Origin of the sequence: Paraburkholderia sp. XV (assembly GCF_020177535.1) — a bacterium.
In the GTDB taxonomy this organism is placed as follows: Bacteria; Pseudomonadota; Gammaproteobacteria; order Burkholderiales; family Burkholderiaceae; genus Paraburkholderia; species Paraburkholderia caribensis.
In genome coordinates, this window is the sequence record NZ_JAGUUD010000004.1 from 144,477 (window position 1) to 170,088 (window position 25,612).

The 25,612-nt window shown below is 63.9% G+C and carries 20 protein-coding genes; 15 read left to right on the forward strand and 5 right to left on the reverse strand.

Translation table 11 applies throughout. The features are described from left to right. Window positions 1-151: 151 nt before the first annotated feature. Window positions 152-304 (forward strand): hypothetical protein, encoded by a 153-nt coding sequence (locus tag KFO72_RS03835; protein WP_225031431.1) that lies wholly within the window; start codon window positions 152-154, stop codon window positions 302-304. 31 nt (window positions 305-335) lie between these two features. Continuing rightward, entirely contained in the window at window positions 336-608 is a 273-nt protein-coding gene (locus KFO72_RS03840) for a hypothetical protein (protein WP_035995975.1), read from the forward strand. 183 nt (window positions 609-791) lie between these two features. Here the strand turns inward: KFO72_RS03840 and KFO72_RS03845 are convergent, their stop codons facing one another. Then, window positions 792-2,918: a 3-hydroxyacyl-CoA dehydrogenase NAD-binding domain-containing protein gene (locus KFO72_RS03845; RefSeq protein WP_225031432.1), complete on the reverse strand. Its 2,127-nt coding sequence runs from the start codon at window positions 2,916-2,918 to the stop codon at window positions 792-794. Window positions 2,919-3,041: 123 nt separating this feature from the next. Between KFO72_RS03845 and KFO72_RS03850 the strand changes: the two genes are divergently transcribed. From KFO72_RS03850 to KFO72_RS03865, 4 genes are all read left to right on the forward strand, one after another. After that, a complete protein-coding gene (locus tag KFO72_RS03850; RefSeq protein ID WP_060609515.1) occupies window positions 3,042-3,968 on the forward strand; it encodes a LysR family transcriptional regulator in 927 nt (308 codons plus the stop codon). Between the two features lie 135 nt (window positions 3,969-4,103). Continuing rightward, the gene (locus KFO72_RS03855) at window positions 4,104-4,520 is read left to right on the forward strand and encodes an organic hydroperoxide resistance protein (protein ID WP_035992321.1); all 417 of its coding nucleotides are present in this window, start codon (window positions 4,104-4,106) and stop codon (window positions 4,518-4,520) included. Window positions 4,521-4,663: 143 nt separating this feature from the next. Beyond that, on the forward strand, window positions 4,664-5,035 hold the full coding sequence (locus KFO72_RS03860; RefSeq protein WP_225031433.1) for a MarR family winged helix-turn-helix transcriptional regulator: 372 nt from the start codon (window positions 4,664-4,666) through the stop codon (window positions 5,033-5,035). Between the two features lie 208 nt (window positions 5,036-5,243). Further along, complete coding sequence (locus tag KFO72_RS03865) at window positions 5,244-6,599, forward strand: epoxide hydrolase family protein (protein ID WP_225031434.1); 1,356 nt, start codon at window positions 5,244-5,246, stop codon at window positions 6,597-6,599. Between the two features lie 20 nt (window positions 6,600-6,619). Here KFO72_RS03865 and KFO72_RS03870 read toward each other — a convergent pair whose 3' ends face one another. Both KFO72_RS03870 and KFO72_RS03875 read right to left on the reverse strand, forming a co-directional pair. Next, window positions 6,620-7,243 carry a TetR/AcrR family transcriptional regulator gene (locus KFO72_RS03870; RefSeq protein ID WP_176052902.1) on the reverse strand — a complete coding sequence of 208 codons (624 nt, stop codon included), beginning with the start codon at window positions 7,241-7,243 and terminating at the stop codon, window positions 6,620-6,622. A gap of 1 nt (window position 7,244) precedes the next feature. Further along, window positions 7,245-7,667 (reverse strand): ester cyclase, encoded by a 423-nt coding sequence (locus KFO72_RS03875; RefSeq protein ID WP_054931342.1) that lies wholly within the window; start codon window positions 7,665-7,667, stop codon window positions 7,245-7,247. A 188-nt stretch (window positions 7,668-7,855) separates the two neighbouring features. Here KFO72_RS03875 and KFO72_RS03880 point away from each other — a divergent pair, with 188 nt between their 5' ends. The 4 genes from KFO72_RS03880 (at window position 7,856) to KFO72_RS03895 (ending at window position 15,138) form a co-directional block, all read left to right on the forward strand. Then, window positions 7,856-8,848, forward strand: a complete 993-nt coding sequence (locus KFO72_RS03880; RefSeq protein ID WP_225031435.1) for a helix-turn-helix domain-containing protein — start codon at window positions 7,856-7,858, stop codon at window positions 8,846-8,848. A 41-nt stretch (window positions 8,849-8,889) separates the two neighbouring features. Continuing rightward, the gene (locus tag KFO72_RS03885; RefSeq protein WP_062918765.1) at window positions 8,890-10,473 is read left to right on the forward strand and encodes a Na+/H+ antiporter; all 1,584 of its coding nucleotides are present in this window, start codon (window positions 8,890-8,892) and stop codon (window positions 10,471-10,473) included. Window positions 10,474-10,942: 469 nt separating this feature from the next. After that, entirely contained in the window at window positions 10,943-12,199 is a 1,257-nt protein-coding gene (locus KFO72_RS03890) for an ABC transporter substrate-binding protein (protein WP_082670527.1), read from the forward strand. Then, on the forward strand, window positions 12,196-15,138 hold the full coding sequence (locus KFO72_RS03895) for an EAL domain-containing protein (protein ID WP_107201196.1): 2,943 nt from the start codon (window positions 12,196-12,198) through the stop codon (window positions 15,136-15,138). Before KFO72_RS03890 ends, KFO72_RS03895 begins: the two co-directional genes overlap by 4 nt. A gap of 21 nt (window positions 15,139-15,159) precedes the next feature. Here the strand turns inward: KFO72_RS03895 and KFO72_RS03900 are convergent, their stop codons facing one another. Beyond that, entirely contained in the window at window positions 15,160-15,864 is a 705-nt protein-coding gene (locus KFO72_RS03900; protein WP_225031436.1) for a DUF4410 domain-containing protein, read from the reverse strand. Between the two features lie 271 nt (window positions 15,865-16,135). Here KFO72_RS03900 and KFO72_RS03905 point away from each other — a divergent pair, with 271 nt between their 5' ends. After that, window positions 16,136-16,597, forward strand: coding sequence for a (2Fe-2S)-binding protein (locus KFO72_RS03905; RefSeq protein ID WP_054931347.1), 462 nt, complete (start codon window positions 16,136-16,138; stop codon window positions 16,595-16,597). A gap of 3 nt (window positions 16,598-16,600) precedes the next feature. Further along, window positions 16,601-18,793, forward strand: coding sequence for a xanthine dehydrogenase family protein molybdopterin-binding subunit (locus KFO72_RS03910; protein WP_225031437.1), 2,193 nt, complete (start codon window positions 16,601-16,603; stop codon window positions 18,791-18,793). A 91-nt stretch (window positions 18,794-18,884) separates the two neighbouring features. Here the strand turns inward: KFO72_RS03910 and KFO72_RS03915 are convergent, their stop codons facing one another. Further along, a complete protein-coding gene (locus KFO72_RS03915) occupies window positions 18,885-19,211 on the reverse strand; it encodes a DUF4148 domain-containing protein (RefSeq protein WP_062918770.1) in 327 nt (108 codons plus the stop codon). Window positions 19,212-19,548: 337 nt separating this feature from the next. Between KFO72_RS03915 and KFO72_RS03920 the strand changes: the two genes are divergently transcribed. The 3 genes from KFO72_RS03920 to KFO72_RS03930 are packed head-to-tail and all read left to right on the forward strand — an operon-like array spanning window position 19,549 to window position 25,504. Next, window positions 19,549-22,755, forward strand: a complete 3,207-nt coding sequence (locus KFO72_RS03920; RefSeq protein WP_225031438.1) for an efflux RND transporter permease subunit — start codon at window positions 19,549-19,551, stop codon at window positions 22,753-22,755. A 9-nt stretch (window positions 22,756-22,764) separates the two neighbouring features. Beyond that, a complete protein-coding gene (locus KFO72_RS03925) occupies window positions 22,765-24,024 on the forward strand; it encodes an efflux RND transporter periplasmic adaptor subunit (protein ID WP_225031439.1) in 1,260 nt (419 codons plus the stop codon). A 19-nt stretch (window positions 24,025-24,043) separates the two neighbouring features. Then, on the forward strand, window positions 24,044-25,504 hold the full coding sequence (locus KFO72_RS03930; RefSeq protein WP_060609545.1) for an efflux transporter outer membrane subunit: 1,461 nt from the start codon (window positions 24,044-24,046) through the stop codon (window positions 25,502-25,504). Window positions 25,505-25,612: the final 108 nt, after the last annotated feature.

The following is a 25,612-nucleotide window of genomic DNA, read 5'->3' on the forward strand; positions in this document are numbered from 1 at the left end:
TTGTAAGCCTCTCATTCACTATTCCGGAAAGGAATGTGAAGCGCCGATTCTCCCTGATTTCTGCCTTTTGAATTCTGACCGGCGTCGATTCAAAACCGTGTCCGTACTATATGAGATTCATTGCTTGAAGACTTTTAGCAATTGTCAAGTCATGAAAGCGCTTGACAGCAAAGACTTTAAAAATGCGCTTCTTGCGGTCAAAACTTCACTAACATTATTTGGCAAACTGGCTCGCGCCGATTTGCCGATGTGCCAGCCGTGCAAGGTGGTATGTGAAAAGGTGCTGCAACTAATCGCAGCTTGAGCAATGCCAGCTGAATTGCGAGGGGTTCATCATGCTGATGTGGATTGCAAACTGGGCAGCACGCCACGCTCCGACTCCCGAAAAACAGGCCGAACGCGCGCTTCATGAATTGCGCATGGAATTGTTCCGCGCGGAACAACAGGTCATGGACGCACAGTTGCGCGCTGAATATTTCCGCGCGCGGCTGCTCTTTCTCGAAGATGTCACACGACAGGGCATTGAAGCGGTTTCTGATCAGCGTAAAGGGCAGCAGGAATTGACGCAGCCATCGCGGCCAGGCCCGAGACTCACTGCCGCGCAGTAGCAGCGAGACGCATGTGATCGCGGCGCACGAAAAAAAAAGCCGCAGCGCTATTGCTGCGGCTTTAACACGCTACTCGCGGTACGGTCACCGCAATTTCATTCTCTGACTTTACGCTGAACGCATCAACATTGAATGGGTGGATTTGACTATCTTTAACAAGGGTCGCCCGATTCGGCTTTCGACTTACGCAGACCGATTCAGGCTCGCCAACGCCTCCCCGCGCTCGACCCGTTCCACCAGCAACGGCGAAGGTTTCCAGAACAGCGGGTCCTGCTTCTCGAACTCACGGATATCGGCGAGCAATGCGGGCAAACCGATCGTATCCGCGTAGTGCATCGGACCGCCGCGATACGCCGGAAAGCCGAAGCCGTTGATCAACGTCACATCGACATCCAGCGGCCGCAACGCGATGCGCTCGTGAATCACGTTCGCGCCCTCGTTGATCATCGCGGCCATGTAGCGACGCACGATCTGCTCGTCGCTGAACGCGCGCGGGGCGACACCCGCGCGCTCGCGCTCCGCGACGATGATCGCTTCCACTTCCGGATCGGGCGTGCCGGCACGCTTGCCTTCGTCATAGCGGTAGAAGCCGCGCCCCGTCTTCTGGCCGAACCAGCCGCGCTCGCAAAGGCGATCGGGAATCTGCACATAGCGCGCGTCGGGATGGCGCGTCGACGCGCGGCGCTTGCGCGTCGCCCAGCCGATGTCGCCGCCAGCAAGATCGATCACCTGATACGGTCCCATCGGAAAGCCAAACTCGCGCACGGCCTTGTCGATCTGATACGGCGACGCGCCGTCCTCCATCAGATGGTCCGCCGCCGCGCGATACACCGCGAGCATCCGGTTGCCGATGAAGCCATCGCACACGCCCGCGCGCACGGGCACCTTGCGCAGCTTCTTCGCCAGATCGAATGCGGTTGCGACGACGTCGGCGCTCACGCGCGCGGGCACGACGACTTCCAGCAGCTTCATGATGTGCGCGGGCGAAAAGAAATGCAGCCCGATCACATCCTGCGGCCGCGACATGCTGGCGGCAATCGCGTCGATGTCGAGATACGAGGTGTTGGTCGCGAGCACCGCGCCTTGCTTGCACACGCGGTCGAGTTCCGCGAACACCGCCTGCTTCACGGCCATGTCTTCGAACACGGCTTCGATCACGATATCGACATCGGCAAGCGCGTCGTATGACGTGCTGCCGACAAAGCGCGCCAGCTTCTTCGCTTTCGCATCGCTGGTGAGGCGTCCTTTCGCGATCAGGCCGTCGTAGACCTTGTCGACGTGCGCGCGGCCGCGAGCCAGCGATTCGTCATCGCGCTCGATCATCGTCACGGGCAAGCCCGCGTCGAGCAGCGCGACGGCGATGCCCGCGCCCATCGTGCCGCCGCCGACCACACCTGCCGACCCGATCGGCCTCGGCTGCGCGCTGCGCGTTTCGGGCGCCTTCTGCACTTCGCGTTCGGCATGGAACGCGTGCACGAGCGCCCCGCGTTGCGGGCTATCGAGGCATTCGAGGAATTGCTTGCGCTCGAAGCGCAAGCCTTCGTCGAAGGGCAAATTCAACGCGGCCTCGACGCAATCGACGATCTTCAGCGGCGACAAAAGCCCGCGTGATTTCTTCGCAGTCTCGGCACGCGCGGCGGCGACGGCGGCCGTAGCCGCCTCCTTGTCGGATAGCGCTTGCGCATCGCGCGTGCGCCGCACGGGTGCCTGTTCGATGAGCAGTTGCTGCACATACGCGAGCCCTTCGGCGAGCACGTCGTCGCTCTGGCCAACGCGATCGACAAGCCCGATCTTCAGCGCCTCCTGCTCGCCGATATGCTTGCCGCTCAGCATCAACGACAAAGCCGCCTCGGCGCCGATCAGCCGCGGCACGCGCTGCGTGCCGCCCGCGCCAGGCAGCAGCCCGAGCAACACCTCGGGCAAGCCCAGCTTCGCGCCCGCGACCGCGATCCGATAGTGCGATGCCAGCGCGATCTCGAGCCCGCCGCCGAGCGCTGCGCCATGAATCGCGACCGCAACGGGCTTGCCGCATGTCTCGATGCGGTTGCACACGTCGGGAAGCGTCGGCATTTGCGGCGGCTTGCCGAATTCGCGGATGTCGGCGCCCGCGATGAAATTGCGGCCCGCGCCGACGATCAGCACCGCGCGCACGGCCGGATTCGCCTCGGCGGCTTCGATCGCCGCGACGAGGCCGCGCCGGACATCTACGCCGAGTGCGTTGACGGGCGGGTTATCGACGGTGACGAGCAGGACGTTGCCGCGTAACTCATGGCTAACGGGCGATTCGGGCACAGCGGCGCTCAGCGTCATACGGTTTGTCTCCTCGTGCAGCGTTCAAACGACATGGCCATCGATTGTCTTGGGGACAACCGGAATTGACAATCGCATGCTCAATTGACAGAGTGTCAAAGAATTTTTGACAGTAGGACCACCGTGGACGTCAATGCGCTAACGCTGCTGGTCGAGATCATCGATGCCGGCAATCTCAGCGAGGCTGCGCGGCGGCTCAAGATGACCCGCGCCAATGTCAGCTACCACCTCAACCAGTTCGAAAAATCGATCGGTCTGCAACTGGTCCGGCGCACGACCCGCCGCGTCGAGCCGACCGAGATCGGGCTGAAGCTCTACGAACATGGCCGCGCGATCCGCAATTCGCTGCTGGCCGCGAAGGAATCGATATCGACGCTCGGCGAGAGCCTGCAAGGCCGCGTGCGCCTGTCGGTGCCGAGCGGCTACGGGCAGCTGGTGATGTCGGCATGGCTGATCGCCTTCAGGCGCGAATATCCCGGCATCGTGCTCGACGTGATGTTCGAGAACCGCGTCGAAGACCTGTTACGCGACGAAGTGGACATTGCCGTGCGCGTGATGTCGGAGCCGCCGCAAAATCTCGTCGCGCGCGACATGGGGCCGGTGAGATGGGTCGCGTGCGCGTCGTCCGCGTATGCCGCGCAGCATGGCATGCCCGTGCAGCTCGACGAGCTTCGCACCGCGCCGATCATTACGTCCGCCGTGGTGGGCCGGCAACTGCGCGTCGCGGCGTATCTGCGCGACGAACGGCATGAGGTGTTGCTGGAGCCCGGTCTCATCTCCGAGAACTTTCTGTTTTTGCGCGACGCGATTCTCGCCGGCCTCGGCGTCGGACTCGTGCCCGACTACGTCGTACACGACGACATCGGGCGCGGCGACGTCGTCACGGCGCTCGACCCGTGGCGGCTCAGCATCTTCGGCACGAACATGTACATGCTGTATATGCCGAATCTTCACCATACGCGCGCGACGTCGCAGTTCATCGAATTCATGCTCGACGAAGCGCGCAAGGCCGGACGCGGCGCGACGCCGGCCCGGCACGCCCCTTTGTAGCGCAATGTATCCGCGGCGGCAGCGGATACATACGCATACACACGCCCGTTTCCACGACACAAGCGAGATACATCCGCACGCTTCAATACGGTCATCGATTGTTTGCCCCCTCACCTACTCAACGGAGCACGCACCATGACGCGTATCGACAACGTACTGTACACAGGCAAGGTTCACACGACGGGCGGCCGCGAAGGTGCCGCGCGCAGTTCGGATGGCCGTCTCGACATCAAACTGTCGACGCCGGGCGGCAATGGCGCGGGCACCAACCCCGAGCAACTGCTCGGCGCAGGCTGGTCGGCATGTTTCATTGGCGCGATGGGCGGCGCTGCGCGCGCGCTGAAGATCTCGCTGCCGGCCGACACCAGCGTCGATGCCGAGATCGATCTCGGCACCACCGACAACGCTTATTTCATTCAGGCACGTCTGAACGTGAGCCTGCCTGGCCTGCCGCGCGATGTGGCCCAGGAAGTGGTCGACCGTGCGCATCAGACCTGCCCGTACTCGAAGGCGACGCGCGGCAATATCGGCGTCACGATCACGCTCGTTTAAGCCGTATGAAGAAGGGCAGTGCGAACACTGCCCTTGTCGCGGTATTGCATATGCAACAAGAGCGTCGACACGATGCCTGGGCCAGAGTCACCCGGAAGATCGCGCAAAGCTGCCTGCTCACCCGCACGCGGCAGATTTCAAGAGTGCTGACCGCGATCTACGATGAAGCATTGAGGCCGTTTGGCGTCAACGCGTCGCAATTCTCGCTGCTGGTGCAGATCATGGAATTCGGGCCGCTGAGCCGCGCCGCCCTCGGGCGCAAGAACCATCACGACCGCTCGACACTCACGCGCAATCTTCAGCCGTTGGTCGCGCAGGGATGGGTCGTCGAAGGCATGCCTGGCGACGACGGCCGCAGCCGCCCTCTTTCGCTGACGAAGCGAGGCAAGGCCTTGTTGCACGACGCCGCGTCCGCGTGGTCGGCCGCGCAAGCGAAGGCTCAGTCGCTGCTCGGCGAGGCGGGCGCAAACGCGCTGATAGACATCGCAGGCGAATTGCCGGATCGAATCAGCTGATTTTTTGCTCGTTGATGTTGTATGTGCAACACGCAGCACGTTCGGTCCGCGTAGCGCACAGTATCCGCTATGTGCCAGCAGGTATTTGCGCTGGCAAAGGCATCGTTTGGGAGCACACGCGCGCTGCGTCCGCATCGTGCGGCCAATGGCTCGTGCAATCGCGCGGCCATTACCTGGAATCATTGGCGCAAAGCCAGTCGGAGTTCTTATGTCAGACCACTTTCCTCCTCAATCGCCGTCGCGCCGACGCTTCGTCGGTGCCGCCGCGGCCACGCTTGCAGCAGGTTCGTTGAGCCAGCTTGCATTCGCACAAACGAATCAGGCCATCACTTCAGTCGCGCAGCCGAATGGCGGCGACAAGACGGCGATTCGTCCGCTTCGTGTGCACGTGCCCGACGCGCAACTGATCGATTTGCGTCGACGTATCAAGGCGACGCGATGGCCCGAGCGCGAAACGGTTGCCGACAACACGCAAGGTGTGCAGCTCGCGATGATGCAGGAACTCGCGCGCCATTGGGCCAGCGGCTACGACTGGCGCAAGTGCGAAGCCAAGCTGAATGCGCTGCCGAACTTCATGACCGAGATCGACGGACTGGATATTCATTTCATCCACGTGCGCTCGAAGCACGACAACGCGATGCCGCTGATCGTCACGCACGGCTGGCCCGGCTCGGTAATCGAGCAGTTCAAGATCATCGATCCGCTGACCAACCCGACCGCCTATGGCGCGAGCGCGTCGGATGCGTTTCATCTGGTCATTCCGTCGTTGCCGGGCTATGGCTTGTCCGGCAAGCCCACCACGACGGGCTGGGGGCCGGAGCGCACGGCGCGTGCGTGGGTCGTGCTGATGAAGCGTCTCGGATACGACAAATTCGCGGCGCAAGGCGGCGACCTCGGCGGTGTCGTCGCGAACGTGATGGGCAAGCAGGCGCCGCCCGGGTTGCTGGGCATCCACGTCAACTTTCCGGCGACCATTCCGCCCGAGATCGCCAAGGCGCTTCAGGCGGGCGACCCGCCCCCGTCCGGCCTGTCGGAAGATGAAAAGCATGCATACGACCAGTTGAGCAGCGCGGCCAAAAAGCGGCGCGCCTACGCGCTGGAGATGGGAACGCGCCCGCAAACGCTTTATGGCATCTCGGACTCGCCGATCGGCTTGGCCAGTTGGCTGCTCGATCACGGCGACGGCTACGAGCAGCCGGCAGCGGCGCTCACTTCTGCCGTATTCGGGCGGGCCGTCAATGGCGAGTCGTCAGGCGCGCTCACGCTCGACGACGTGCTCGACGACATCACGCTTTACTGGCTCACGAACACGGGTATCTCAGCGGCGCGCTTTTATTGGGAGTCGCATTTCAACTTCCTCGCCGCCGCCGATGTGTCCGTTCCCGCCGCCGTCAGCGTCTTTCCTCGCGAGAACTATCAGGCGCCGCGTAGCTGGACCGAGCGCGCGTATCACAACCTCATTTACTACAACCGGCTCGACAAGGGCGGGCATTTCGCGGCATGGGAACAGCCGCAATTGTTTGCCGAGGAAGTGCGGGCGGGCTTGAGGCCGTTGCGCGGATAGCGTGCTGGGCGGGGGAGCCGTCACTCCCCCTCTGCGCGACTCCGCCTCGCCCCATCGACCAGCGCGCGGATCGCCCAGCGCTTCACTTTGCGGGCCCGCGCGTCGTCGAGTTGCAGCACGTCTTTGAACACCACCATCGCCTCGGTGCCGATCACCAGTGCGAGCGCTTGCGTCAAGGTTTCGAACGCGGCGGGCTTGAACTGATCCTGGACCGGCTCCAGCGCCGCCTCGATCAATGCAGTCCGCCGATTCTGCCGCAGCGGAATTTCACCGTCGGTATCGCCCTTCGCCACGCGCTCCAGCGAATGCGCGAGCATCATGCGCAGCGGCGCTTCGTTGGCGAGGATCATGTCGTGAAGCGCCGTATCGACGCGCGTGAGCCGCGCCACGGGATCATCCGACGCGCGCGGGCCGAACAGCGCCGACGCATCCGGCGTCGCGACGTCGAGCGACGCTTCCAGCAGCAGCGCATCCATGCTCGGAAAATGGCGATATGCGGTGGCGCGCGACACCATCGCTTCTTCGGCGATCTCTTCGAGACCCGGCTTGCGCCCCTGCTTCATCAACCGAGAAGCCGCCTGCAACAAGTCCTTGCGCGTGCGCCGCTTCTGGTTCTCGCGCCCGCTGACCGTGATGTCGGCCATATCAGGATTGCGGCAACTGCCGGATGATCGCCGCGAGATCGACCCATACGTTCTCGCGCGCGATCTGCCCGCTTTCCGCGAACTCGAGCACATGCAGCATGCGGAATTCCAGCGGACGCCCGCGCCCTTCGAGTCCGAATGGCCGCCCCGGCGCCTTGCCGCGCCACAGCGATTCATCGACGACGAAACCGTCTCCGTGCAGACGCCGCAAACACTCCACCCGGCTCTCCGACAGATCCGCGAATAGCGCCTCGTAGAAAGGCCGCACTTCGTCGCGCCCACGCACCGGCCCCGCAGGCCATCCGACCACGTCATGCTCGACGTCCGGCGCGAGCGTGGCGAGCACGCCTTCGACGTCGTCGCGTCTCTCGAAACCGAAATGCTCTTCGATCTTCCCGTCCATCTGCACAGGCGTCAGCGTCATGATTGGCTCCTCGCGATTACGTTCGCACTGGTTGTCAATTCATTTTAGTGAGACTCTTGTCTCATTACAAGATCGTAATGTAGCTTCGGCCTCAGGTAGAATTTCGTCCGGCATCGACACTATGATCGAGTGCGGTCCAGGCAGTCTTCCTGCAATCGGAATCACCTCATTCAGGTTCATCCACAGCCTTGAAGATCGAGCATCCGACCGACGGCCCGCCCCGGCTCCCGTGGGCTCACGACTACTTCAGCACCGCCAGCGAGTCGCCGCAGCAGCAATTGCTCGCGTGGCGGCATCGCATCGGTCATATCCTGGATGTGCCCGTTGCAAGGAGTCAGCGGGAAAGCGGCTTTCAGGGGAGCATCGACAGTTATCGCGTCGCGGATCTCGCCTTCATGGACTGCCGCATCGACGCGGTCCTGCAAACCCGCACGGCCGCGCGAATCTCCACGGACAACGTGCGCCAGTTCGTATTCCATGTGCTCGTCGACGGCCAGATCGAGACGAAGACGGGCTTGTATCCGAAGCACGTTGCCACGCAGCTCAGGCCCGGCATTCTCGCGCTGGACATGGGCCAACCCATGCGCATGGAACGCACCGACTGCCGCTTGCTGGCGATCTTCCTGCCGCGCGGCATGCTCGAATCGGTGCTACCCGAGCCTGAGTCGATTCACGGCAATGTGGTCGAGTACGACTCGCCGCTCGCGCGCCTGATTCCGGGCTATCTCGCCGCGCTGTCCCAAACCGCCCAATCGGCGGATCCTGCCGGTTTCCACGATGCACTGAAAACCTGCACGATGTTGATCGCGGCCGCCTTCGGCAAGCGGTCGGGCCGCACGGGCGGTGCACGCGCGGCCGCGCGTGCCGCCGTGTTCGGCACCCTCCGGCGCTACATCGAAGCGAATCTGCACGAACCCGATCTTTCGCCCGACAGCGTGCTGCTCGCGTCGCAGCTATCGCGCCCGACGCTCTACCGTCTGTTCGAGAGCGAGGGCGGGCTCGCAACGTATATTCGCAACCGGCGGCTGAGCCAGGCAGCGGACGAACTGCGTCGTTACCCGAACAAGGCGGTCGTCGAAATCGCGTATGGACTCGGCTTCAACAGCGCGTCCGATTTCAATCGCGCGTTCCGCCGCGCATTCGATATGTCGCCGCTCGACTACCGGATGTTCGCGCTTTAACCACTCTAACGTCCCGCCACAAACGCTCAACAGGAGAAGTCATGTCGGCTGTGTCGGCATTCAAGCTGGTTCTGCTCTCGCTGATTGCGATCATCGCGCTCGAACTGCTCGCGAAGCGTCTGCGGCTGCCGCCCGCAGCCGCGTTGCTGGTCGGCGGCGCCGCGATGGCGTTCATGCCCGGCCTGCCGCCCGTCGTGCTCGACCCCGACCTCGTACTGATCGTGTTCCTCCCGCCCTTGCTGATGAATGGCGCGTACTTCTTCGTCTGGACCGACTTCAAGCGGCATCTGAAGCCGATTCTGCTGTTCGCAATCGGCGCGGTCGCGTTCACGACGTGGATAGTCGGCGTCGTCGTGCACATCGTCGTGCCAACGCTACCGTGGGCGGCCTGCTTCGCGCTCGGCGCCGTCGTCTCGCCGCCCGACGCCGTCGCGGCGAAAGCGGTGCTCGAACGGCTCTCGCTGCCGCGCCGCCTGATGGTGCTGCTCGAAGGCGAGAGCCTGCTCAACGACGCCGCCGGCCTCGTGCTGTTCCGCTTCGCCGTCGCCGCCGCGCTGACGGGCGCGTTCAGCGCGTCGCATGCCGTGCTGAGCTTCGCGGGGCTGGCGGTGGGCGGCGTGGTGGTCGGTTGCGTGGTCGGCTATGGCGTCGTGTGTCTGCTGCGTCTGCTCGACGACGACTATCTGGTCATCACGACCTCGGTGATCTCCGCGTGGATCAGCTACATCGCGGGCGAATTGCTCGGTGTATCGAGCGTCATTTCGACTGTGACCTGCGGCATGCTGCTCGGCTGGCATCAGCACGAAGTCTTTTCCGCCACCGTGCGAACGCGCGGCACGGCGTTCTGGCAAGTCGTCGTGTTCGTGTTCGAGGCGCTCGTGTTCGTGCTGATCGGACTGTCGCTGCGCGGGGTGATGCAGCGGCTCGGCGGCATCGACAATGCGCTCGCGGCGCTCGGCCCCGCCGCGATGGCAGCCGTGATCACGGTCGTCGTTTCGCGCTGCGTGTGGACCTTCGCGCTCGAATTGGTCAACGCAGTACTGCACCGCCTGTCGCGCCGCGCGGCACCGCCTGCCGACTGGCGCTCCGCTGCCGTGGTGAGCTGGGCGGGCATGCGCGGCGTCGTAACGCTGGCGATCGCTCTTTCGCTGCCTGAAACAATGCCGGGCCGCGATCTGATTCTGTTCTCCGCGTTCGTCGTCATCCTGTTTACGGTGCTGCTGCAAGGCACGACGATCGGACTCCTGATCCGGCTCGTCAATCCCGCCAGCGATGCACACACATCGGCCCATCTGAACGAGATGCAGGCCTGGGCGCGGCTGGAGGCGGCGCAACTGGATGCGATCAAGCCGCTCGTCTACGCGCCGGACGGCAGCGTGCTGCATCCGCGACTGCTCGAACAGTACAGCTATCGCGCGCGTTTGACCGAGGAGTTCCAGCACGCGCCGAGCTTTCCGCTGGAGGCGCGCAGAGCGCACTACGACGTCATCCTCGCCGCGATCGCCGCAGGCCGCGCTGAACTGTTGCGCCTGCATCGGAGCGGTCTGATTCACGATGATCTGCTGCACGCGATCGAACACGATCTCGACCTGCAGGAAATCTCATCCCGCCACGCCCGAGGCTAGACGCGGCACGCGCATGCGGCACCGGCGCGCGGTCGGCTCAAGTAATGACCTGACTTGCCGATATGCAATTGAGGTACCGCCTCGCCCGATTTCCTAGCCGCCGTCAGGGCCCGATATGCGTGTCGCACTCGCCGCAAGCGTCTCTTTACAGGTTTCGACCGCAACGTCACGTCATGAAAACGGGCCCTTGATTCACGGCAATCGTTTGCCGTTCGCCGCCTCGTTCATTCCGTCGCTCAAACAGCCATGCTCTTCGATCCGAAGGGCCGCTCGCGCTCGCGCTGGCGTTCGCTGCGAAGCGCACGCGCAAGCGTTCATGGCGACGCGGCCGGTTTTCTCGCGAAGCAGGTTGCGACGGCGTTGCCTCCGACAAGCGACCGCTCGCGACTAGGTGCCGCCGATCCACTCCGAAACTGAAAGCGATTCTCACGTGCGACGACTTGCGCTTGCCTCCCTGCTATCTGGCCTGGTGACTTTGATTTTTTTGTCGTTGTACGGTTGTCACCAGAAGGATTCTGCTTCGCCGGGCGCGTCCGCGCCGGCGAAGACGATCATTACCGCGCTGATCTGGGCGCCTGACTGGCCGGAACAGATGCTCCAGATCGCCGCCGAGTTCAGCAAGGAAAATCCGGACATCGGCGTGAACGTGCAGTTCATGGTCGGCAATTCGGTCGAGGCGAACATCAAGCCGCGAATCGCGTCGGGCAATCTGCCGGATCTCGTCAGTGTGAACCCGAATGCGTACTCGGCTGAACTGGCAGACCAGCACATCCTCGCCGACGTCAGCCAGACGGCAGCGTGGAGCAACATGATGGCCCCGTTGAAGGGTGACTGGACGAGCCGCCAGTCGAAAGCATTCGGCATTTCCGGCGGTGTCGCAACGGTGCTGATGTACTACAACGAAGAGATGTTCGCGAAGGCGGGAATCAGGACACTGCCGACCAACTTTCGCGAGTTCCTCGCGGTTTGCGAGCAACTCAAGCGCGCGGGTTTCACGCCTGTCATGTGGAACGGCGGCTTTCCCAACATGCTGGGCAATGGACCCTTCAGCTCCGGCTTCGCGAACAACGTGGTGGCGCGCGACCCCGCGTGGAAGAAGAAAATCGACGATGGCACGCTGAATCTGAACACGCCTGCCGTCGCCGATATCTTTGCCAAAATGGCGCTGCTGCCGGAACGCGGCTACGTGCAGGACGGATTCATGGCGACGGACTACGACGGCGGCATCCGCCTGTTCAAGGAAGGCAAGGTCGCGATGGCGATTCACGGCAGCTGGGCAGCCGGCCTGTTGCTGCACGGCAATCCCTTCCCGACAGGCGTCTTCATTCCGCCATGGAATGCGCCCGGCAAGCGGGTCGTGCCGATTGTCGGCAGCGAAACAGGCTTTGCCGTGTGCGAAACGCCGAACAAGGTTGCCGCCATGCGCTTTCTCGAGTTCATCGCCGCAAAGGGTTTCGCCATTGTCCAGGCGAAGCGCCAGAACATCTCGCCGTTCAAACAGAGCGCGGGCGCGATGGCGGGAGATCCGACGATAGTCGAGTACACGAACGAAGTCAGCCGCTATCCCGTCACCGCAAGCCCGTACTACTCGGTGCTTCCGTCCAACTCCATCGAGCGCTTGCATCGCTTGATGCAGGATGTCCTGCTGAACAGAATCACGCCCAGGCAGGCGGCCCAGCTGCTGGACGCGTCCGTCAAGAATGAAGCGAAGATGCATTACAAATGAGCTCGATCATCGGGTCACTGCAGCGCGTGCTTGAATACCTGTCGCAGGATCTGCTGCGCCGTGTCGAAATACGTTACCGGCTGATCACCGCGTTTATCCTGCTATCGCTGTTGCCCGTGCTCATTTCGGGCTACATATCGTATGCGGAGTCGACGGCGGCCATCAAGGAGAAGGCCGAGATATTCTCGAAAGAGGTCGTCAAGCAGGTCTCGCGGAACGTCGTGCTGCGCATGGAGCAGATCGAAACGGAAAGCAGCCTGCTCGTGCTTTCCGATCAGGTTCAGTCCGCGCTGATGAAGGTCGCGAACGGCAACGCGAAGGAACAGAACGAGGCGCGCCTCGACATGACGCGTCTATTGCTCGATCACTACGGCTCCGTCGATTTCATCAACGAGAAGTATCTGCTCGACACGCACCACCGGGTGATGGACACGCAGGCATTCGCCCAGCTGACGCGCGGCGTGATGCGTTTCGTCAAGCAGGCACCCGATCGCAACGGACGCCCGTATTGGGGCAGTTACGACAACGGCGTCGGACAGCTGAACCTCGGAATGGTGCGCGCCGTTATCGGCAAGAGCAACAACCGGCGTCTCGGCTATCTGGTGCTGGTGATTCGCCCCGAGCATTTCTCGACGATCTTCAACGATGTCGCGTTAGGCACGGGAACGCAAATCTACGTGCTCGACAGCAGCAACAACAAGCTGATCGTGCGCGCCGACGACATGCCCGCCAGCGCGGACGCGACGGCCGAACCCGGCCTGATCGACGGAATCGCGCACAACACCGAGATGCTCGGCCAGCCGAACGGCTTCGTCAGTTTCGAAGGCAAGAATCACGCGGGCTATTTCGCGGCCTACACGCGCATTCCCGGCACGACATGGTTCGTCGTCAGCACGATTCCGGAGAAGAAGCTGACGGCCGAGGCGCAATCCGTGCGCAACCAGATCGTGCTGGTCGGCATTTCGGGCTTTCTGCTGTCGATCTTCTTCGCCTGGTTCATCTCGCACAGCATATCGTCGCCGCTGAAGGATCTCGTGCGGAAAATGCACGACACGGGCAGCGATGCGGGCGCCGAAGAGCAGGCGCTTGCCGAAGATCACGTCGATGCCGGCGGACAGGACGAACTGGGCCGGCTCGCGCAGCGCTTCGAACGAATGCGCGGGGCGATCCGGCAGAAGATCCAGAAGATCAACGAGATCAACGCGTCGCTGGAGCAGACCGTGGTCGCACGCACGGCGGAGCTGGTCAGCCGGGAGCTGGAGTCGCGCACGCTGATCGAGAATTCGCCAGACACGATCACGCGCTACGACCGCGATCTGCGCCGCACCTATGCGAACCCCGCTTTTTGCACGTCGGCGGGACGCACGCTTGACGAAGCGCTCGGCAAGCGGCCTTCGGAAATACCCGGCGGATCGAACGCGCTGATCTACGAGCGAAAGATCAGCGAAGCGATTTCGACGGGAAAAAGCGGGCAATTCGAGCTGCGCTGGGTCAGCAAGGACGGACAGCAACAGTGCTCGCACATTCGCCTCACGCCGGAGATCGATCCGTCGGGCAAGGTCAATTCGGTGCTCGCCGTGGGCCGCGACCTGTCGGACCGGATGGCGTTCGAAGCCGCCATCTGGAAGCAGGCCAACTTCGACACGCTGACGCAACTGCCGAACCGCCAGATGTTCCAGAACCGTCTGGAGCAGGAAGCGAAGATCGCGCAGCGCTCGGGGCACCGGATGGCCTTGATGCTGATCGATCTGGACCGGTTCAAGGAAGTCAACGATTCTCTGGGACACGATACGGGCGACACGCTGCTGATCGAAGCCGCGCGTCGAATCAGGTCGTGCGTGCGCGAAGCGGATACCGTCGCGCGTCTGGGCGGCGACGAGTTCACCGTGATCCTGCCGAATCTCGATCACGTCGGCAGCATCGAGCGGATCGCGCGGACCATCATCGACACACTGTCCGAACCGTTCACGCTCGGCCCGGACGAGGCGTTCATTTCGGCGAGCATCGGCGTCACGCTGTATCCGGACGACGCGAGCGAACTCGACGTCCTCTTCAAGAACGCCGATCAGGCGATGTACGCGGCCAAGAACGCGGGCCGCAACTGCCTCAGCTATTTCACGCAGGATTTGCAGATCGCAGCGGAGAGACGCCTGCGGCTGACCAGCGATCTGCGCGCCGCACTGCCGGGCGATCAGTTCCGGCTCTACTACCAGCCAATCGTCGATCTGACCACAGGCGACATCTACAAGGCCGAAGCGCTGGTCCGCTGGCTGCATCCCGAGCGCGGCATGATCAGCCCGCTGGACTTCATTCCATTGGCCGAAGACACGGGCCTCATCGTGCCGATCGGCGATTGGGTGTTCAGGCAGGCCGTGCAGCAGGCCAAGCATTGGCGCAACCGCTTCCATTCGCCGTTTCAGATCAGCGTCAACGTGTCGCCGGTGCAGATTCGCCAGGACAACCTGGTGTGCTCGCAATGGTCCGAGTATCTGCATCGCGAAGGCATGCCGGGACAGAGCGTTGCCGTCGAGATCACCGAAGGGCTGCTAATGCACGCCGACCTGAAAATCGACGAAAGGCTGATGACGTTCCGCAATGCAGGCATCCGCATTTCGATCGACGACTTCGGCACGGGTTATTCATCGCTGGCGTATCTGAAGCGCTTCGAGATCGACTTTCTGAAGATCGACCGGTCCTTCGTGCAGAACCTCGGCTTCGACGCGGACAATCAGGCGCTCTGCGAGGCGATGGTCGTGCTGGCGCACAAGCTCGGGCTGAAGGTCATTGCCGAAGGCGTGGAAACCGTCGAGCAGCGCGATTTCCTGATGACCGTCGGCTGCGATTTCGCGCAAGGCTTCCTGTACTCGCCGCCGGTTCCGCCCGATCAGTTCGAAGCGCTCGTCTGGCCGCGCGTCGAAGTCAGCCCGGCAAGCAGCTGAGGCGCGCCGCCGGGACGCGCCTCATTGCTGCGGCGCGGGTGCGGCGCGCGGCTTCATGCGCGCCTGCACGGCATCCGCTACCTGCCCGGCAACCTGTTTGATATCGGCCTGCTGGTCGTGGCCCGCCATCACGTAGCGTGCGGCCGCTGCATACGGATTGAGCTTGACGATCGCGCCGGGAACGTGCCCGTCCGCCTGCCCTTCGACTGTTTGATAGAGCGGCGCCGGCGATTCATTGGGCAAGGGATCGATGGCGACCGCCAGTTCGATCTTGCCCTGTCCCGCGCCGAAGCCCACGACGGCGCGCCGCACGCGATTGCCTTCGTCCACGCTCACGAATACGCCGCGCACCAGCCAACCCTGCGCGGGAAGCGGCGCGTCGCCGGGAAGACGGCGTGCGTCGATGCCGTCGCGCTGCAAATCGGCGACGAGCGATTCCGACATCTTCGCGACCAGTTCCTGCGCTTTCTTCTGCGGGTCCTGCTCCGACAGATGCAGCGGCGACAGGCTGCCCGCGAGGCGTCGCGCGCGGCTCAGGCGGCTCTGGTCGGGTGTGATGTCGGCGGCATCGAGTTCGAAGTCCGACACGTAGACGACGGGCGCCGGGGCGCCCGGCGCGCCGCCTTGCTGCGCGAGCGCGACTGACGCGAACGCGAGCGCAAACGCAGACGCGAACACGCCAGGCCAGAGCGCTGCAGCCGGGCATTTCCACCATCGATTGTTCATCGCTGTCTCCTGATCGCGGCCGTCGTGCGGAAACTGTTTGCGCCAGAGACGAATATACGCCGCCCGCCTCCGGGCGGCCGACGCGGGCGCTTCGACGACCCGGCGATGCCCACAGGATTAGGCAAGACTTCCAGAGTTTTCGAACAGCAGAAACGGCCGCTTTGAGCCACACTCCGACACGTTCGCATTACTTCGTCATCGCTGCGCATGCCGCAAGCGCGAACGCGGGCAACCGTGTAAAACCAGAACCCGAACCTACTCGGAGTCATCGATGTCCACCACTTTGATTCTCAACGGCAAGTCCACGACGCTGGACGCCGATCCCAACATGCCGCTGCTCTGGGCCATCCGCGAGGTCGCCGGTCTGCATGGAACGAAGTTCGGCTGCGGCATGGCGCAATGCGGCGCGTGCACCGTTCATCTCGAAGGCCAGCCGATCCGCTCCTGCATCACGCCGCTCGCGGCTGTCGAAGGCCGTCACATCACGACGATCGAAGGCTTGCAGGGCAAGCCGGCCAAGGCCGTGCAGGCCGCCTGGGTAAAGCTGCAAGTGCCGCAGTGCGGCTACTGTCAGTCCGGGCAGATCATGTCGGCCGCCGCGCTGCTCGCGCAAAACGCCAAGCCGTCCGACGCCGATATCGACGCGGCGATGAGCGGCAACATCTGCCGCTGTGCGACCTACACGCGCATTCGCGCGGCGATTCACGACGCCGCCGATTCGATGGGAGCGTAATCGATGACGACCGATATCGTTGACGTTCAGCGCCCGTCGCGGCGCACCTTCCTGAAAGGCGCGGGGACGGCGGCGGCCCTCGCGCTCACCATCGGCTTCGAATGGGCCGGCACGTCGCGGCGCGCCATCGCCGCCCAGCCGCCTGGCGCCACGTTCGCGCCGAACGCGTTCCTGCGCGTCGGCGCCGACGACAGCGTGACCGTGATCGCGAAGCACGTCGAAATGGGCCAGGGCGCGTACACGGGCATCGCGACGATCGTCGCGGAAGAGCTCGACGCGGACTGGTCGCGCGTGCGCGTCGAAAGCGCGCCCGCCGATGCGAAGCGCTACGCGAATCTCGCGTTCGGCACGATCCAGGGCACGGGCGGCAGCTCGGCGATGGCCAACTCGTGGACGCAGTTGCGCGAAGCGGGCGCGACCGCGCGCGTGATGCTGGTCACGGCGGCCGCGCAGCAGTGGAAAGTGCCCGCATCGGAACTGCGCACGGAGCGCGGGGTCGTTTATCACGACGCGAGCGGCAAGCATGCGACGTACGGTTCGCTGTCATCGGCGGCTGCCGCATTGCCCGTGCCGGAAAACGTGGCGCTGAAGGACCCGAAGAACTTCAGGCTGATCGGCAGCCAGGCACCGCGTGTCGACGTCCCGCCCAAAACCGACGGCACCGCTCAGTTCACGCTCGACGTGACGCTGCCCGGCATGCTCGTCGCCGTGATGCAGCGTCCGCCGCTGTTCGGCGCGACGGTGCGCTCGTTCGACGCATCGGCGGCGAAGGCCGTGCCGGGCGTCGTGAACGTGGTGCAGGTGCCGCGCGGCGTCGCTGTCGTGGCAAAGAGCTTCTGGGCCGCGAAGCAGGGCCGCGACGCGCTGAAAGTGGAATGGGACGAGACGCACGCGGAAAAGCGCAGTTCGGCGGACATCATGGCCGAGTACCGAAAGGCCGCCGAACAGCCCGGCCTGCCCGCGCGCACCGAAGGCGATGCGTCGAAGGCGATCCAGGGCGCGGCGCGCAAGCTGTCCGCGAGCTACGAGTTTCCGTACCTCGCACATGCGCCGATGGAACCGCTCGACGCCGTCATCAAGCTGACGGCCAACAGTTGCGAAATCTGGGCGGGCGATCAGTTCCAGACCATCGATCAGGCCAACGCCGCGCGTGTCGCGGGCCTGCAGCCGCAGCAGGTCAGCATCCACACGCTGTATGCGGGCGGCAGCTTCGGCCGGCGCGCGAATCCCGGCTCGGACTATATCGTCGAAGCCGTGTCGATCGCGAAGGCGCTCGGCGCGAACGGCACGCCCGTCAAGCTGCAATGGACGCGCGAAGACGACATCCACGGCGGCCTCTACCGCCCGATGTATTTCCACAAGCTCGAAGCGGGACTGACGCGCGACGGCAAGCTGGTCGGCTGGCAGCATCGGATCGTCGGGCAGTCGATCGTCGCGGGCACGCCGTTCGCCGGGCTGATCAAGAACGGGATCGACGGGACCTCGGTGGAAGGCGCCGCGAACATCGCGTACGCCATTCCGAACATCTCGGTCCAACTGTCGACGATGCAGACGGGCGTGCCCGTGCTGTGGTGGCGGGTGGTCGGCAGCTCGCACACGGCGTTCGCGGTCGAAGCGTTCATCGACGAAGCGGCGCACGCGGCGGGCAAAGACCCTTACACGTTCCGGCGCGATCTGCTCGAACACGAGCCGCGCATGCGGGCCGTGCTCGACCTCGCGGCGCAGAAAGCGGGCTGGAGCAGCGCGCCTCTGCCGCCCGGCAAGGGACGCGGCATTGCCGTCGCGGAAGCGTTCAAGACCTTGGTCGCGCAGGTCGCCGAGGTGTCCGTGGATAAAGACGGCAAGGTCAAGGTCGACCGTGTGGTGTGTGCGGTCGACTGCGGCACGGCGATCAACCCGGATGTGATCGCGGCGCAGATCGAAGGCGGTATCGGCTTCGGGCTGGGCGCAGCGCTGTATGGCGCGATCACGTTGAAGGACGGCCGCGTCGAGCAGAATAATTTCGACGGCTACCGCGTGCTGCGCATCGACGCGATGCCGAAGGTCGAAGTTCACATCGTCGCATCGACGCAGGCGCCGACGGGTATCGGCGAACCGGGTGTCGCGCCCGTCGGCCCCGCTGTCGCGAACGCCATTTTCGCGGCGACGGGCAAACGGGTCTATGCGATGCCGTTCTCGACGGAAAACCTTGCTTGAAGCAAACGATCGCGAGCCGCCTCCGGCAGGCGGCTACGCGATGCGCTGACCGTCGCGGCAGGCAGCGGGCAATGCGCCCGCTGCCTCAACTTCAATTTCCGAAAAATACCGGCTGCGGATTCCCGTCCGTTGTCGCCGCTCTAGGTGAGCCCATTTGCATCGTGCCGCTCGGCGCGACGCCGCCCACGGCCGTGTGTTCCATCGGCTGATCGCCTGCCGAGGCTTTCGCTTCGGCTGCCTGGATGTCGGCGGGATAAGTGGCGTCGTCCGCCACCGGGCGGTAGCCCGCCTGTTCGACGCGTTGCAGGTCTTCACGCACCTGGGCGCGCGTGACCTGGCCCTGGTCGGCCTGAGCGAAGGAAAGTGCCGGCGCAGCTAGCGCACACGCAACGACTACGGCCTGAATCAGTGCTTTCATGATGGTTCACCTGCAAGAGAGTCCTCGACCAGCGCCACATCCTCGCGGGTATGGCCCCAATCCCTTTGCCCGTTGCGGAATGCGCAAAGGCGGGTTGCAAAGGGTTAATGCCATTGTGTGCACGCGCCGCTGACCTAACCCTGTCTCTCAGATGACAAATCGGTCATTTACGAAATCGCGATGCTTCGCGGCCATTTATCCTCTGCGTTAGATGTCGGATTCGTAATGTCACAGTCACTGATCAGTAAGTGCCCCGCCGCCACACTGCGACCTTGTGCATTGCCCGCGCGTGATCCGCGTGCGGGCGTACCGACAGATCATCGTCCAAGGAAACGTCATGTGGATCGTCAAACTGGCCCTGCGGCGGCCTTACACATTTATCGTGCTGGCCGTACTGCTCTTCATCATCGGGCCGCTCGCGATCCTGCGCACGCCGACGGATATCTTTCCGAACATCAATATTCCTGTCGTCAGCATCGTCTGGTCGTATAACGGCTTTTCCGCCGAAGACATGGCGCACCGGATCACCTCGAACTACGAGCGTGCCCTCACGACCGATGTCGACGATATCGAACATATCGAATCGCAATCTTTGAACGGCGTGTCGGTGGTGAAGGTGTTCTTTCATCCGGGCGCCGACATCAACCGCGCGATCGCCGAGGCTGCGTCGAACTCCGCGTCGATTCTGCGCGTGCTGCCGCCAGGCACGCTGCCGCCGAACATCATCTCGTACAACGCATCGACGGTGCCGGTGCTGCAACTGGGCCTGTCGAGCAACACGCTGCCCGAACAGACGCTCTACGATCTCGGCAACAGCTTCATCCGCACACAGCTCGCGACCATTCAAGGCGCGGCCGTGCCGCTGCCATACGGCGGCAAGATCCGCCAGATCATGGTCCAGCTCGATCCGAAAGCGCTGCAGGCCAAGGGCCTCGCGCCCATCGACGTGGTCAACGCCGTCAACGCGCAAAACCTGATTCTGCCCGGCGGCACCGCGAAGATCGGCGCGCGCGAATACAACGTCGAGATGAACGGCAGCACGAACTCGGTCGCCGCGCTCAACGATCTGCCCATCAAGACGGTCAACGGCAGCGTGGTCTATGTGCGCGACGTCGCGCATGTGATCGACGGCTATGCGCCGCAGACCAACATCGTGCGCAGCGACGGCAAGCGCGCGGCGCTCCTGCAAATCGAAAAGACGGGCAGCGCATCGACGCTCACGATCATCCAGCAGGTGAAGGCGATGTTGCCGAAGATCGCCGCCGGCTTGCCGAGCGCGCTGAAGATCACGCCGCTTTCCGATCAGTCGGTGTTCGTGAAGTCCGCGATTTCGGGCGTGGTGCGCGAAGCGCTGATCGCCGCATGTCTGACGGCCGCGATGATCCTGCTGTTTCTCGGCAGCTGGCGCGCGACGCTGATCATCGCAGTGTCGATTCCGCTCGCCGTGCTCACCTCGCTCGTTGCGCTGGCCGCCCTCGGGCAGACCATCAACATCATGACGCTGGGCGGCCTTGCGCTCGCCGTCGGCATACTCGTCGACGACGCGACCGTGGCAATCGAAAACATCACGCATCACCTCGAAAACGGCGAGCCGCTGCACGACGCTATCCTGAACGGCTCGGGCGAGATTGCCGTGCCGACTTTCGTCTCGACGCTGTCGATCTGCATCGTGTTCGTGCCGATGTTTCTGCTTTCGGGCGTCGCGCGCTATCTGTTCGTGCCGCTGGCGGAAGCCGTCGTGTTCGCGATGTGCGCGTCGTACTTCTTCTCGCGCACGCTGATTCCGACGCTCGCGATGTATCTGATGCGCGCGCCTTCGAAGGACGGTCACGCAGCGAAAGGCCCGTTCGCGATCTTTGCGCGCTTTCAGGCCCGTTTCGAGCAGCGCTTCGAAGCACTGCGCCACGGCTATCACAACGTGCTGCAAGGCGCGATCGCGAATCGCCGCCGTTTCATACCGGTGTATCTCGCGCTGTGCTTCGGGTCGCTCGCGCTGATTCCATTCGCGGGACGCGACTTCTTCCCCGCCGTCGATACGGGCGAAATCCGCCTGCATCTGCGCGCGCCAACGGGAACGCGCATCGAGCAGACCGCACGTATCACCGATGAAGTCGAAGCAAAAATTCGCAGCGTGATTCCGAAGACCGAACAGGCAGCCGTGCTCGACAACATCGGCGTGCCCGTGAGCGGCATCAACCTGACGTACGACTCGTCGGACCCGGTCGGTCCCGAAGACGCCGACATCATGATCACGCTGAAGCCCGATCACAAGCCGACTGCACAATACGTCGCGCAGTTGCGCAACGTGCTCGCACAATCGTTTCCGGGCGTGACGTTCGCATTCCTGCCCGCCGATATCGTCAGCCAGATTCTCAACTTCGGCCTGCCCGCGCCTATCGACGTGCAGATCGTCGGCAACAAGCTCGATCAGAACCGCGTCGTCGCCGACAAGCTGCTCGCGCAGATGCGCGGCGTGCGCGGTCTCGTCGATGCACGCATCCAGCAACCCGGCGACGAGCCGACCATCGACGTCAATGTCGATCGCACCAAGGCGATGCAGGCGGGCCTCACGCAGAAAGATGTCGCGCAGAACATGCTGATCGCGCTGTCGGGCAGTTCGCAGACCACGCCGAATTTCTGGCTCGATCCGAAGAACGGCGTCAGCTATCCGTTGCTGGCGGAAGTGCCGCAGTACGACATTCACTCGCTGCAAACGCTGGCCAACATTCCGTTGACGACGAACCAGGTGAGCGTCAACCCGCAGAATCAGCTCGGCACGCTCGGCACGATGTCGCGCACCATGCAGCAGGCCGTCGTGTCGCACTACAACGTGCAGCCCGTGCTCGACATTTTCGCGTCGACGCAGGGGCGCGATCTGGGCGGCGTCGCAACCGACGTGACGAAACTCGTCGATGCCGCGCGTGCGCAATTGCCGCCCGGCTCGTCGATCGTGATTCGCGGACAGGTGCAGTCGATGAACGAGTCGTTCGCGGGTCTCGGCGCCGGTCTCGTGTTCGCGATCGCGCTCGTCTATCTGCTGATGGTCGTGAACTTCCAGTCGTGGCTCGATCCGCTGATCATCATCAGCGGCTTGCCGGGGTCGCTGGCGGGCATCGCGTGGATGCTGTTCGCCACACATACCACGCTCAGCGTCCCCGCGTTGACGGGCACGATTCTGTGCATCGGCATTGCCACGGCCAACAGCATTCTCGTCATCAACACCGCGCGCGAATCGCTCGCCAACGGCATGGCGCCGCTGACCGCCGCGCTCGATGCAGGCTTCAACCGCTTCCGCCCCGTGCTGATGACGGCCCTCGCGATGCTGATCGGCATGCTGCCGATGGCACTCGGACTCGGTGACGGCGGCGAGCAGAACGCCCCGCTCGGCCGCGCGGTGATCGGCGGTCTCGCGATCGGCACGGTGTCGACGCTGTTGTTCGTGCCCGTCGTGTTCGGCATGGTGCATGCGTGGCTCGCGAAGCGCCGCGCCCAGCGTGCCGCCGATTCAGCCGGTTCCGCCGAAGTGACCACACACGCCCAGTAAGGACTTTTCATGACCACGCCCAATCTGCCGACCGGTCACGAGCCATCGGCCCGCACCGACCTCGCGCTGTCCAACGGCGCGCCTTTGCCCCACAAGCGCCGCTTCGTGCTGCCTGTCGCGCTCGCAGCCATCGCTGCCGCGCTGCTCGCAATCGGCATCGTGCCGCGGCTTCATGCCAGCAGCGAGCTGACAAAGCAGGTCGATGCGCAGCGCTATCTGAGCGTCGACGCGTTGACGCCGACGCGCGCGCCTTCATCGCAGGAACTGCTGTTGCCGGGCAATGTGATGCCGTACGCCGACGCATCGATCTACGCGCGCACGAGCGGCTACATCCAGCACTGGTATGCGGATATCGGCACGAAGGTCCAGGCGGGCCAGACACTCGCCGATATCCAGACGCCGGAACTCGACGCGCAGTTGCGTCAGGCGCGCGCCGACGAGGCAAACGCGAAGGCCAACTACAGCTTCGCGGACAGCACCGCGCAGCGCTGGCAAACGATGCTGCAAACGCAGTCGGTGTCGCAACAGGACGCCAACGCGAAGACGAGCGACAGCGCGGCGAAGCTCGCCGCATGGCAAGCGGCGCAAGCGAACGTGGCGCGGCTCTCCGAACTGGTGTCGTATGAAAAAGTGACGGCACCGTTCAACGGCGTGATCACCGCGCGCAAGGTCGACGTCGGCGCGCTGGTGACGGCGGGCGGCTCCCCCGGCATCGCGGCCAACGGCGGCGAGCTGTTTCATATCGAACAGACCGACCGCTTGCGCGTGTATGTCGACGTGCCGCAGAACGACGCGCAGAGCATCGCGCCCGGCACGAAGGTCTATCTGACGACGCAGCAATATCCCGGGCGTCAGTTCGACGCGAGCGTCGCACGCAGCGCCGATTCGATCGACCCCGTGAGCCGCACGCTGCGCGTCGAAGTCGATGTCGATAACCGCGACGGCGCGTTGCTGCCGGGCGCGTATGCGCAGGTTCATCTCGCGCTGGTCGCGGCGCATCCCGCACTCGAAGTGCCCGTCAGCGCCCTGCTGTTCCGGCCCGACGGCGTGACCGTGGCCGTGATCGGCAAGGACGACAAGGTGCAACTGAGGACGGTGACCATCGGTCGCGATTTCGGCACGTATGTCGAGGTTGCAACGGGGCTCGATTCGACCGACCGCGTGATCAACAATCCCGGCGACGCGATCAGCAACGGCGAAACGGTGCGCATCGCGCCAGCGGCGTCGGCGACGTCGGCGACGTCGGCGGCGTCGGCGAAGCACGGTTAAGCACGATAAGAGGCTCATCATGTTCAAATTCCGTGCGTCGCTGGTTCGCAAGTCGGTCGTCATCGCCGTCGCAAGCGCGTTGACGGCGTGTTCGACGCTGCCGCACTATTCGCCGCCGCAAACGGCTGTGCCGGATCATTTCGCGAGCGTGCCGCAGGCGTCGGCGGGATGGACGCTCGCCGCACCCGCCGACGCGCAGTCGCGCGGCCCATGGTGGACACTCTATGGCGACGACGAGCTAAACCATCTCGAAGCGCAGGTCGACGTGTCGAACCAGACCGTGCGCAAAGCCGTCGCGCAACTGGAAGCGGCGCGCGCGATGGTCGACTATCAGCGCGCCGGTTATGCGCCCGTCGTGACGGCGGGCGCATCGGCGCAGCGCTATCGCACGTCACAGAACGTGCAGCACAAATCGCTGGCGGGCAAGACGCAGCCCGACTTTTCCGTCGGACTCGCGGCGAGCTGGGAACCGGATCTGTTCGGCCGCGTGAAGGACGCCACCGTCAATGCGCGCGACAACGCGCAGGCCAGCGAAGCGGATCTGCAATCGGTGCGCCTTGCCGTCGCCGCCGATCTCGCCACCGACTATTTAGATCTGCGCTCGCTCGACCGGCAAAAGAAGCTGCTCGACGATACCGTCACCGCCTACGCGGCCGCGCTGCGCATCCTGCAACAGCAGTTGAACGACGGCGCAATCGATGCATCGGCCGTCGCGCAGGCGCAAACGCAGCTTGAAAGCACGCGCACCCAGGACAGCGATATCGACGTGCAGCGCACGCAGCTTCAGCATGCCATCGCGACGCTGATCGGCCAGCCCGCTTCGTCGTTCTCGCTGCCGCCGAGGGTCGAGACCATCGCGCTGCCGCAGATTCCGGCAGGCGTGCCTTCGCAGTTGCTGGAACGCCGCCCCGACATCGCCGCCGCCGAGCGCCGCGTGGCCGCGGCGAATGCGCAGATCGGCGAAGCGCATGCGGCGTTCTATCCGAATCTGACCTTGTCGGCGACGGCGGGACTCGAAAGCACGTTCTTCGCGCCGTGGCTCACCGCGCCGAGTCTGTTCTGGTCGCTCGGCTCGCAGATCGCGGGCACGCTGTTCGACGGCGGACGGCGCACGGCCGCGCTGAAAGGCGCGAACGCGCAGTATGACGGCGCTGTCGCCGATTACCGCCAAACGGTGCTGGTCGCATTCCAGCAGGTCGAAGACAACCTGTCGTCGCTCGATACGCTCGCGAACGAAGCCGACAGCCAGCAGCGCGCCACGACAGCGGCGGACCTCTCGCTGAAGCTGACGACCAACCGCTTTCAGGCAGGCGCGGTCAATTACCTCGATGTCGTCACGGCGCAGACCATCGCGTTGTCCAACGAGCGCACGGCCGAGCAGATCGACGCGCGGCGTATCGACGCGAGCGTGCAGTTGCTGAAAGCGCTTGGCGGCGGCTGGGACCGTGCCTCGTTGACGGATGCGCGCGCAACGGATTGACAGCCGCTTGCGCACACGTGCCGTGCAAATGCGCTGTCGCGTGTTGTCCCCAACTGCAGCGTGGATGACGGTCGTCGTAATATATGACCGTTCATAACGCAGTGGGGA

What these genes read in the sequence shown, in the direction of transcription:
- KFO72_RS03835 (WP_225031431.1), top strand. Translation starts at nt 152, where the DNA reads ATGAAAGCGCTTGACAGCAAAGACTTTAAAAATGCGCTTCTTGCGGTC.
- KFO72_RS03840 (WP_035995975.1), top strand. Translation starts at nt 336, where the DNA reads ATGCTGATGTGGATTGCAAACTGGGCAGCACGCCACGCTCCGACTCCC.
- KFO72_RS03845 (WP_225031432.1), bottom strand. Translation starts at nt 2,918, where the DNA reads ATGACGCTGAGCGCCGCTGTGCCCGAATCGCCCGTTAGCCATGAGTTA.
- KFO72_RS03855 (WP_035992321.1), top strand. Translation starts at nt 4,104, where the DNA reads ATGACGCGTATCGACAACGTACTGTACACAGGCAAGGTTCACACGACG.
- KFO72_RS03865 (WP_225031434.1), top strand. Translation starts at nt 5,244, where the DNA reads ATGTCAGACCACTTTCCTCCTCAATCGCCGTCGCGCCGACGCTTCGTC.
- KFO72_RS03870 (WP_176052902.1), bottom strand. Translation starts at nt 7,243, where the DNA reads ATGGCCGACATCACGGTCAGCGGGCGCGAGAACCAGAAGCGGCGCACG.
- KFO72_RS03875 (WP_054931342.1), bottom strand. Translation starts at nt 7,667, where the DNA reads ATGACGCTGACGCCTGTGCAGATGGACGGGAAGATCGAAGAGCATTTC.
- KFO72_RS03885 (WP_062918765.1), top strand. Translation starts at nt 8,890, where the DNA reads ATGTCGGCTGTGTCGGCATTCAAGCTGGTTCTGCTCTCGCTGATTGCG.
- KFO72_RS03895 (WP_107201196.1), top strand. Translation starts at nt 12,196, where the DNA reads ATGAGCTCGATCATCGGGTCACTGCAGCGCGTGCTTGAATACCTGTCG.
- KFO72_RS03900 (WP_225031436.1), bottom strand. Translation starts at nt 15,864, where the DNA reads ATGAACAATCGATGGTGGAAATGCCCGGCTGCAGCGCTCTGGCCTGGC.
- KFO72_RS03905 (WP_054931347.1), top strand. Translation starts at nt 16,136, where the DNA reads ATGTCCACCACTTTGATTCTCAACGGCAAGTCCACGACGCTGGACGCC.
- KFO72_RS03910 (WP_225031437.1), top strand. Translation starts at nt 16,601, where the DNA reads ATGACGACCGATATCGTTGACGTTCAGCGCCCGTCGCGGCGCACCTTC.
- KFO72_RS03915 (WP_062918770.1), bottom strand. Translation starts at nt 19,211, where the DNA reads ATGAAAGCACTGATTCAGGCCGTAGTCGTTGCGTGTGCGCTAGCTGCG.
- KFO72_RS03920 (WP_225031438.1), top strand. Translation starts at nt 19,549, where the DNA reads ATGTGGATCGTCAAACTGGCCCTGCGGCGGCCTTACACATTTATCGTG.
- KFO72_RS03925 (WP_225031439.1), top strand. Translation starts at nt 22,765, where the DNA reads ATGACCACGCCCAATCTGCCGACCGGTCACGAGCCATCGGCCCGCACC.
- KFO72_RS03930 (WP_060609545.1), top strand. Translation starts at nt 24,044, where the DNA reads ATGTTCAAATTCCGTGCGTCGCTGGTTCGCAAGTCGGTCGTCATCGCC.